The 1,988-nt window shown below is 48.9% G+C and carries 1 protein-coding gene; it reads right to left on the bottom strand.

The window, feature by feature from the left end; all coding sequences use genetic code 11:
• Positions 1–1,988, bottom strand: a 1,988-nt coding sequence (locus E0F88_RS33485; protein ID WP_131963157.1) for a T9SS type B sorting domain-containing protein, incomplete at both ends; no start/stop codon positions are given.

Raw genomic sequence — 1,988 nt, 5'->3', positions numbered from 1 at the left:
TGCACCCAGCCTTTAAGGATAGTCGGTTTGGCATCTTTTCTTGACGATTCGAATTGAATGGAAACTTCGTAATAATACTGTCCTGCTGCGAGGTCTTTCCCTGCTTTGTTTTTTCCGTTCCAGTTGATGTTGACATCTTTGGTATCATACACCTGTGCTCCCCAGCGGTTGAAAACCCTGAATTCGAGCGACTGTACAAATGCGGGGCAATCGAAAGGCTGGAAGATATCGTTTTTATTGTCACCGTTTGGTGTAAATACATTTGGCAAAACATAGGCAGGGCAGTTGTCTTTGCAAACGATGTTGCTCGGTGCACTTTCAATTCCAAAACCGTTTACTGCTGTGACATAATAACATCCTGCAAAAGAAGTAAGTCCTGTATGTGCAAAATTGGTTGACAACGGGATTGGCGGGGCAGTAACCGAGCCAACCAGCGTTAGCGGATCGCCTTCATATCTCGCATAATAAATTCTGTATGCGGACAGGTTCTGGTCACAGGTTTGCGGATAAGTCCATTTAAGCTGGTTGGTAAAGCTGGTCATACCACAGTAAGTTTCCGGTGCCTTTGCCAGAGCTTCACAGTCGAGCAGGTCTATTTCCAGAACCGGCGGGCATGGCTTGGTAGTGTCCGAAGCCGATACACAAATGATTTGTGAAAAGTTATAGAGTTCGTCCGGTTTGATCTGCCGGTTGTTGTAAGAGCCGAGTGTTTCAACTTTATAACAATAGGTCACATCTTTTGAGATGGTTACATTGACTGTCCCGTCGGCTGCATATTTATCGGTACCATCGTCGACATAGGTAAATGGCTGATTTGCCTGCACTYTTACATCATCAATTCGGTTGAAAATACCGGGCCTTGCTTTGTCTTCGCGGTAAACCCTGTGAACGGTTCCGTTGTTGCTCCATGGCACAATGGCCGACCAGTTGAGCCTGATGCGGGTCGGATCGGCGGCACCCTGTTCGAGCCGTACACTGCTTGCAGGTTCGGTCACATCCTGTTTTACGAGTGTTGTTCCCTGGGTATAATAATATTCGAGCTGGTAGCGGTAAGCATTGGCAACGGTATTGATGTTTGTATCAACAAAAAGCGTGTCGATAACGGCAGGATCCAGAGTTGTATTAATTGTTGCGATTCTGGTAAAAACGGTTCCGTTTTGTCCCACAGCCCTGAATAACTGATACTGTGCCGGCATTCCCGATTTAACCATGGGTCTGGTCCATCTGACGGTGATTGCACCGGCAGCGGCGTCTGTTCTGTCTACGGTTACATTTGTGATCACAGGCATGGTCATCGGCAGGTTCAGACAGAATTCCTCAGAAGCAAGACTTTCTCCGCCACCGATCAGGCTTCCTGCTTCGTTTGGATTTGCACCCGGACGGGGGAATTCGACTACGATCCTGTAACTGTAAGAAACGCCTGCACGAAGTCCTGCACCGTTGTTATTGTCCAGGTAAGTTACTTCGCCAACGCCAACCCTTCCGATTTCGGTATATCCTGAACCTGCGGGAATACCAGTAATACACACATCTTCGGGAATATCGCGGCAACCTTCACTTCTGTAAATAACGATTCTGGCGCCTGCGACCTGGCATTTGTAAGCATCCCAGTTAAGCCTGTAAGCCACGCCGGCCGGATCGGTGGCAGCAACGGCCCTGAGGTTGGTTGGTTTCGGTCCGTAAACCCTGATGTTCATGGTGGTGATATCGACCAGCTTGCGGAATAGACTTGGATTAGGCACACTGGGTCCTGCTGCATCTTCCACTTTGAAGAGCACATCGTAAGGTTCCAGGCGGATGTGGTTACAGCCTGTCTGCCAAACGAACTGACCTGTAACGGTACCTATTGCATTTGTCTGGGGGGTAAAGGTTGCCACAGCCGGAGCGACCAGTGTGCTTTCATACACCCCACCATTGGAAGTAAGTGTGAGCCTGTCGCCGTTTTTATCTGTTGCCCTGATGAGCTGGCTGATGCGTGTTCCTGCTTC

Source organism: Dyadobacter psychrotolerans (assembly GCF_004349265.1).
GTDB classification, from domain to species: Bacteria; Bacteroidota; Bacteroidia; order Cytophagales; family Spirosomataceae; genus Dyadobacter; species Dyadobacter psychrotolerans.
The sequence above is the reverse complement of the archived record's forward strand: the minus strand, read 5'-3'. Positions and strand labels throughout refer to the sequence as shown.